We start from the raw sequence: 6,177 nt of genomic DNA, 5'->3' as shown, positions 1-6,177 counted from the left end.
GTCAGACTTAAGCAATTAAGCGTTTTTCGCTATCTGCGTCAACCCCATTGACGCGACCACCCTAAAAAAGTGGCGTGGTGAGGAATCGCCGTCCGTTTTACGGCGGCGAGGATGTCAATGTCCTTGCTGTCACCAACAAAAATCTAGGGGACATGGCTCTTTTCCTGTATAATCAAGTCTTAATTTTATGACTTGTCATTATATTTGAGGAATCCCCATGAGTTGGACAGAAGGATATGTATCGGAAGTTAACTACACTAGCGGCTTTTACGGCGAGTTAAGTCCCCTAAAATTAGGTTTAGCCACTCTGATTAAATCCATTCAACCCCCCGATTCTAGCCAAGAATTTACCTATTGTGAATTGGCCTGTGGTCAGGGTTTTACCACGAATATTTTAGCAGCTACCTATCCCCACGCTCAATTTTATGCCAATGATTTCAACCCTAGCCATATCGCCACGGCTAGAGATTTAGCGGCCAAGGCGGGAATGAAGAATATTCTTTTCTTTGATGATAGTTTTGAGGAATTTTTAGAGCGAGATTTACCTCAATTTGACTTCATCAGTCTGCACGGAATTTATAGCTGGATTAGTGCCAGAAATCGCCAAGCAATAGTTAATTTTATTCGCCGCAATCTCAAGGTGGGGGGATTAGTTTATATCTCCTATAATGCTCTTCCAGGTTGGTCAGCAGCGATGCCGATGCAAGCTTTAATGTTACGTCATGGTCAACACAGTTCCGAACCAATTTTAACCCGCATTGAACAGGCACTTAATTTTACAGGAGAATTATTAGAAGCTAATGCTAGTTATTTTGACCAAAATCCAATTTTAAAAAATCGTTACGAGCGCCTGAAGGAACAAAATCGTTATTATTTAGCTCACGAGTATTTCAATCAGGAATGGAATTCTTTTTACTTCGATGAAGTGGCGAAAGAATTAGAGGATGCTAAACTTAAATATGTGGGTTCCGCTCATATTAATGACCATATTGATGCGGTCAATCTCTCTCAGGCAGCCCAAGAAAAATTAGCAAAAATTAGCGACCAAATCTATCGGGAAGTGGTGCGAGATTTCTTTGTTAACAATCAATTCCGCCGTGATATTTTTATTCGAGGTGCCTTAAGTTTAACCACCCAAGAACAGCTTAAACAACTACAAGAAACCCGGTTTGCCATGATTGTTAATCCCGCAAATATCAAGTTCGAGCATCAGTTCCCCGTGGGAGAAGTTAAGTTACAGGAGGCAGTTTATCAGCCAATTTGTCAGGTTTTGGCGGAATCTCCCCAAACTTTACTGCAACTACAAAATCACCCCAAAACCTCAAATATTAACTTAAATGGTCTTTACCAAGCTCTGATGATTTTAACTGGTATTGGCTATATTCATCCTGCTGTCGATGAGCAAACTTGCCAAGAACGGAAACCATCTACTAATGCTTTTAATAATGCAGTGAAAGCGAAAGCTATCTATGATGAAGAATTGAGCTTTTTAGCCTCTCCTTTGATTGGTACTGGAGTATTGGTCAATCGTTTAGAGCAGTTATTTCTGTTAGCAAAATCTAATAACCAAGACGGGGTAAGTTTTGTCTGGCAAATTTTGGCAAGTCAAGGCAAAAAAGTGGTTAAAGATGGGAAAACTTTGGAAACAGAGGAGGAGAATATTGCTCATCTGAAAACCGTGTACGAGGAGTTTAGTCAAGGACGTTTACTAACATTGCAAAAACTAGGTATTGAGTAAATACTAAGTAAGTAATCTCATTGTAACTGGCTACTTAGTTGATGATAGGTGGTGCGTTACGACGGATTTTTACCTTCAAGTCAAAGCAGTAATTTTGGCTGTTACGTTTTACTACTTAGTGGTGCGTTACGACGGATTTTTACCTTCAAGTCAAGGCAGCAATTTTGGCCGTCTAACGCACCCTACGTTTTGCTGAAAAGGTCATCAACACAGTAACATCTACTAGCTGCCTTGCTTTCACTAGCGGGGAATATTGACCCCGATAATTGCTACTTTCTGGGGTATGGGGGGAAGTCCCCAGAATCTGAGCTGCTTCCCCTATCTTGACTAATCTTTTTGTCTTGACAAGACCCAGTTAAAAACGCCAACCTAGCTAGGTTGAACGAGATTATTTAAGCCATAAACCACTTTAGCGGTGATAATCTTATCCTTATCGGTAAGTTCTTCTAACACCTCTTTTCCCTGGACTAAATAGCCAAAAACCGAATAACGACCATCCATGAGATTAAACCCCGGAGGAGTTAATTCATTATCGAATTTAAAGAAAAAGAATTGCGAGGAACCTCCGTTAGGATTAGTATCGGGACGCGCTAGGGCCAATGCACCAAAAGCGTTAAAAGGCAAGGCGAGACTGGGTAAGTAAATCCCTAATTCTTCGAGAGTATTTCCATAAACTGGTTCTTCTTCCCCTTTAATCAAAATTTCTAAGGGAATAGAGCGATATTGCTTAGTTTTCGGGTCAAGAAAACCTTCTTCTCCACCGACGGGATCCCCGGTTTGGACAACGAAATTATCTTCGCTGCGAATGAAGGGTAAACCGTCATAAAAACCCCGTTGGACTAAATCCACAAAGTTACCCCCATTAACTGGAGCGCTGTAACCATCGACAACGATAGTTAAATCTCCTTTGGTTGTCTGCATCTCTACGGTGGCACGTCCTCGCAATTGTGGCAAGTTAGCGTATTCTGGGGGAACGTTAAAGGGAAAACCCACCACCATTAATTCTTCTAAAGCGGTGATATTATTGAGTAATTCCCGTCTGGTTGACCAAACTGCCTCTTTATCCTTCGCTTCTACGGCCGTATCGAGGGCTGCCACTCCCGTTTTTATTTTTTCGATTAATTCCTCCCCTTGGCTTTTACTTGCTTCGGGAACACTATCTAAGATAGCCTTGCTTTTGGTAGAAAGGACATAATTGGCATCCTTGACATCTTTTTTAATCGGACTCCAACGCTTGGCCCGCAGATGTTTGGCAATATCTTCGATCGATTGTTGCACTTGACGAATTGGTTTATTATCTATGGGTAAGGCATTGCGTAAAATAGCAGTGGGATCCGTTACCGCATCACCCTGAGCAAGCACAGCTAAAGCAGGGGTAGTTCCCTTAACCGTGAACAGACTCAAGATTAAAAATAGTGCTAGGGCAATACTAGCACCGCTTTTTAAGAAAAATTTGCCCCATTCCCGTAATCTTGTCGTTATTTTCATGTTTTGGTCGGTTCCTCAATGGCCATACCTATCCAAAATACTTGTAGGCTTTTAGCGCAACCCTTGTCAATAGGTGAGAAAACCGATCGAAGTCATCAGTTATCAGTTATCAGTTATCAGTTATCAGATGTGAGTTTTCAGTTCACCCATTACTGTTTACTGTTTACTGATCACTGAAAAAAGCTCCCCACCTCCCCAATTCATAATTTATAATTTATAATTCCCACTCCCTTTTTTCACCTTTTATGACTATCATTGTCGATTATCGCTTTCCTCCCGCTATTGATGCCGAAAAACAGGCAAAAACGATCGCTATCGGTCAAACCGCCGGCACTTGGAGCGATCGCCACAGTCATCGTCAAGAGCAGCTGCAACAACACCTAGCGGAAGTGGTGGGGATCAGGGAGGAAGCCGACGGTTATAAGGTGGCTAGGGTGCGTTTTCCCCAGATAAACGTTGAAAATGACATCGCCAGTCTTTTAACCATGATTTTCGGCAAATATTCCATGGCTGGAGCCGGAAAAGTGGTGGGGGTGTATCTCCCCGAAACCTACGGCACGAAAGCCAAGCTGGGAATCACAGGAATTAGGCAACGTTTGGGGGTTTATGATCGACCTCTAGTGATGGCAATTTTTAAACCCGCTTTAGGACTATCGGCCCAAGATCACGCCGATATCCTACGAGAAGTGGCTTTTGCTGGCTTAGACGTGATTAAAGATGATGAAATCATGGCGGATCTTCCCGTGGCTCCCACCCACGAGCGCCTAGATTGTTGTCGCCGGGTTTTGGAGGAAGTGCGGCAGCAAACCGGTAGAAATGTTCTTTATGCGGTCAATGTCACGGGAAAAGCGGACGAATTGCAGAGAAAAGCCCGTTTATTAGTGAAACATGGGGCTAATGCCCTATTATTAAACGTTCTTACCTACGGTTTTTCCGTTTTAGAAGCTTTAGCCAGTGATCCAGCGATCGATGTTCCTATTTTCGCCCATCCTGCCTTTGCCGGAGCGATGTGTGCCGGTACTGATACGGGATTAGCCTATTCTGTGGTTTTGGGAACGATGATGGCCCACGCAGGAGCCGATGCGGTGCTATATCCCGCCGCCTACGGTAGTTTACCCTTCGATACGCAGGAGGAAGGCAAAATTCGCGATATTTTGCGCGATAGAAACGTTTTTCCGGTTCCCTCGGCCGGCATTCGTCCCGGTATTGTTCCCCAAGTGCTTCGGGATTACGGACGTAATGTTATCCTCAATGCGGGAACCGGAATTATGGACCACCCATCGGGACCAGCCAGTGGTGTGAGGGCTTTTTTTGAAGCTTTAGCCAGAATAGAAGCGGGTGATTCTTTTAATCCCGCCAATTTGCCGGAAGGAGCCTTAAAACAGGCAATTCTACAGTGGGGTTAAGAGCAACTTTTTTAAATGCACTATAGAGCTATTTTGTCAAGCATTTTTAGAAAAATTAACAAATAATCTCCCGTTTTAGATAGGGTTGCAGCACTTCTGGCACTTTTACCGTCCCGTCTGCCTGTTGATAATTTTCTAGGACAGCAGCCATAGTACGACCGATCGCTAATCCCGAACCGTTGAGGGTGTGGACAAAATTAGTGCCTTTTTGCCCTTTTTCTTTAAAGCGAATATTTGCCCGTCGTGCTTGGAAGTCTCTAAAATTAGAACAACTGGAAATTTCCCGATAGGTATTAGCCGAAGGTAGCCACACTTCTAAGTCATAACATTTGGCCGCTGCAAAACCCAAGTCACCGCTACACAATTCAATCACGCGATAGGGCAACTGTAAAGCTTGCAGGATTGCCTCCGCATTAGCGACTAAACTTTCATGTTCCTGAGCAGAAGCGTCAGGATTGACGATTTTGACCATTTCCACCTTATTAAATTGATGCAAACGGATCAAGCCCCTAGTATCTTTACCATAGCTGCCCGCTTCTCGACGAAAACAGGGAGTATAGGCACAGTGTTTTATTGGTAATTGCTCCGATGAGAGGATTTCATCGCGATAGAGGTTAGTTACGGGGACTTCTGCCGTTGGTGCTAACCAAAGCTCATCATCTCGACATTTAAAGCTTTCTTCCGCGAATTTTGGCAGTTGTCCCGTCCCGCGCAAGGAGTCACTATTAATTAAAATTGGTGGTAAAACTTCTGTATAACCGGCGACAATGTGGCGATCGAGCATAAAATTAATTAAGGCTCTTTCTAGGGCTGCCCCGACAGCGATAAGATTAACAAAACGACTCTGGGCGATCTTTACGGCCCGTTCAAAGTCTAAAATGCCCAATTTTTCCCCAATTTCCCAGTGAGGCAAAATATTCGGGTTAGTGGGTTTATATTCCTCTCCCCAGCGTTTGACTTCGATATTTTCCCGTTCATCCTTACCGATGGGAGTGGTTTCACTGGGTAAATTGGGTAAATCTAAGATTTTTTGGTCAATGGCCGCTTTAATGGCTTTTTCCTGCGGTTCTAATTGAGCTAGTTTACTTTTAATCTCGTTTCCTTCTGTTTTCAGCACCAAAATTTCGGGACTGTTGGCATCGCTGCCACTTTTAACTTTTTGTCCCACCAGTTTACCGATTTCGTTACTCCGGGCCTGTAAACTGCTGCGTTCTAACTCTAAAGCCTTCTGTTGTTGATTTAACTGGAGAATAGGGGCAATATCATAACTCCCTCCCCGACTATCTAAGCGTTTCTGTACTTCCTCTGGATTTTCTCTAATTTGCTTTAGGTCTAACATGGTACGAGTCAGTAAAAAGTAAAAAGTAAGTGGGGGAGTCGGGGAATTGGCAGCCTGAGGGGAAATGTTCTCAATCCCTAACCAATGGTCATTGACATCCTCGCCGCCGTAAAACGGACGGCGATTCCTCACCACGCCACTTTTTTAGGGTGGTCGCTGAACGGGGTTGACGCAGATAGCGAAAAACGCTTAATTGCTTAAGTCTG

General features: G+C 43.7%; 4 protein-coding genes. 2 read left to right on the top strand and 2 right to left on the bottom strand.

What is annotated here, in order from left to right; genetic code table 11:
* The first annotated feature begins 217 nt into the window (after positions 1-217).
* Positions 218-1,738 carry a methyltransferase regulatory domain-containing protein gene (locus EWV84_RS08060; RefSeq protein ID WP_287077586.1) on the top strand — a complete coding sequence of 507 codons (1,521 nt, stop codon included), beginning with the start codon at positions 218-220 and terminating at the stop codon, positions 1,736-1,738.
* 369 nt (positions 1,739-2,107) lie between these two features.
* Here EWV84_RS08060 and EWV84_RS08055 read toward each other — a convergent pair whose 3' ends face one another.
* Positions 2,108-3,226: a peptidylprolyl isomerase gene (locus tag EWV84_RS08055; RefSeq protein WP_287077585.1), complete on the bottom strand. Its 1,119-nt coding sequence runs from the start codon at positions 3,224-3,226 to the stop codon at positions 2,108-2,110.
* A 245-nt stretch (positions 3,227-3,471) separates the two neighbouring features.
* Here EWV84_RS08055 and EWV84_RS08050 point away from each other — a divergent pair, with 245 nt between their 5' ends.
* Positions 3,472-4,632, top strand: a complete 1,161-nt coding sequence (locus EWV84_RS08050; RefSeq protein ID WP_287077584.1) for a 2,3-diketo-5-methylthiopentyl-1-phosphate enolase — start codon at positions 3,472-3,474, stop codon at positions 4,630-4,632.
* Between the two features lie 55 nt (positions 4,633-4,687).
* Here EWV84_RS08050 and serS read toward each other — a convergent pair whose 3' ends face one another.
* Positions 4,688-5,971, bottom strand: coding sequence for a serine--tRNA ligase (gene serS, locus EWV84_RS08045; protein WP_287077587.1), 1,284 nt, complete (start codon positions 5,969-5,971; stop codon positions 4,688-4,690).
* Positions 5,972-6,177 lie beyond the last annotated feature (206 nt).

Origin of the sequence: Microcystis sp. M_QC_C_20170808_M3Col, from assembly GCF_007095505.1 — a bacterium.
Taxonomy (GTDB): Bacteria; Cyanobacteriota; Cyanobacteriia; order Cyanobacteriales; family Microcystaceae; genus Microcystis.
Note: the sequence above shows the minus strand (reverse complement) of the source record. Positions and strands in the feature narration are given on the sequence as shown.

Bases quoted from the DNA above. Each gene is read 5' to 3' on its own strand.
- EWV84_RS08060 (WP_287077586.1), top strand. From the start codon at position 218: ATGAGTTGGACAGAAGGATATGTATCGGAAGTTAACTACACTAGCGGC.
- EWV84_RS08055 (WP_287077585.1), bottom strand. From the start codon at position 3,226: ATGAAAATAACGACAAGATTACGGGAATGGGGCAAATTTTTCTTAAAA.
- EWV84_RS08050 (WP_287077584.1), top strand. From the start codon at position 3,472: ATGACTATCATTGTCGATTATCGCTTTCCTCCCGCTATTGATGCCGAA.
- serS (WP_287077587.1), bottom strand. From the start codon at position 5,971: ATGTTAGACCTAAAGCAAATTAGAGAAAATCCAGAGGAAGTACAGAAA.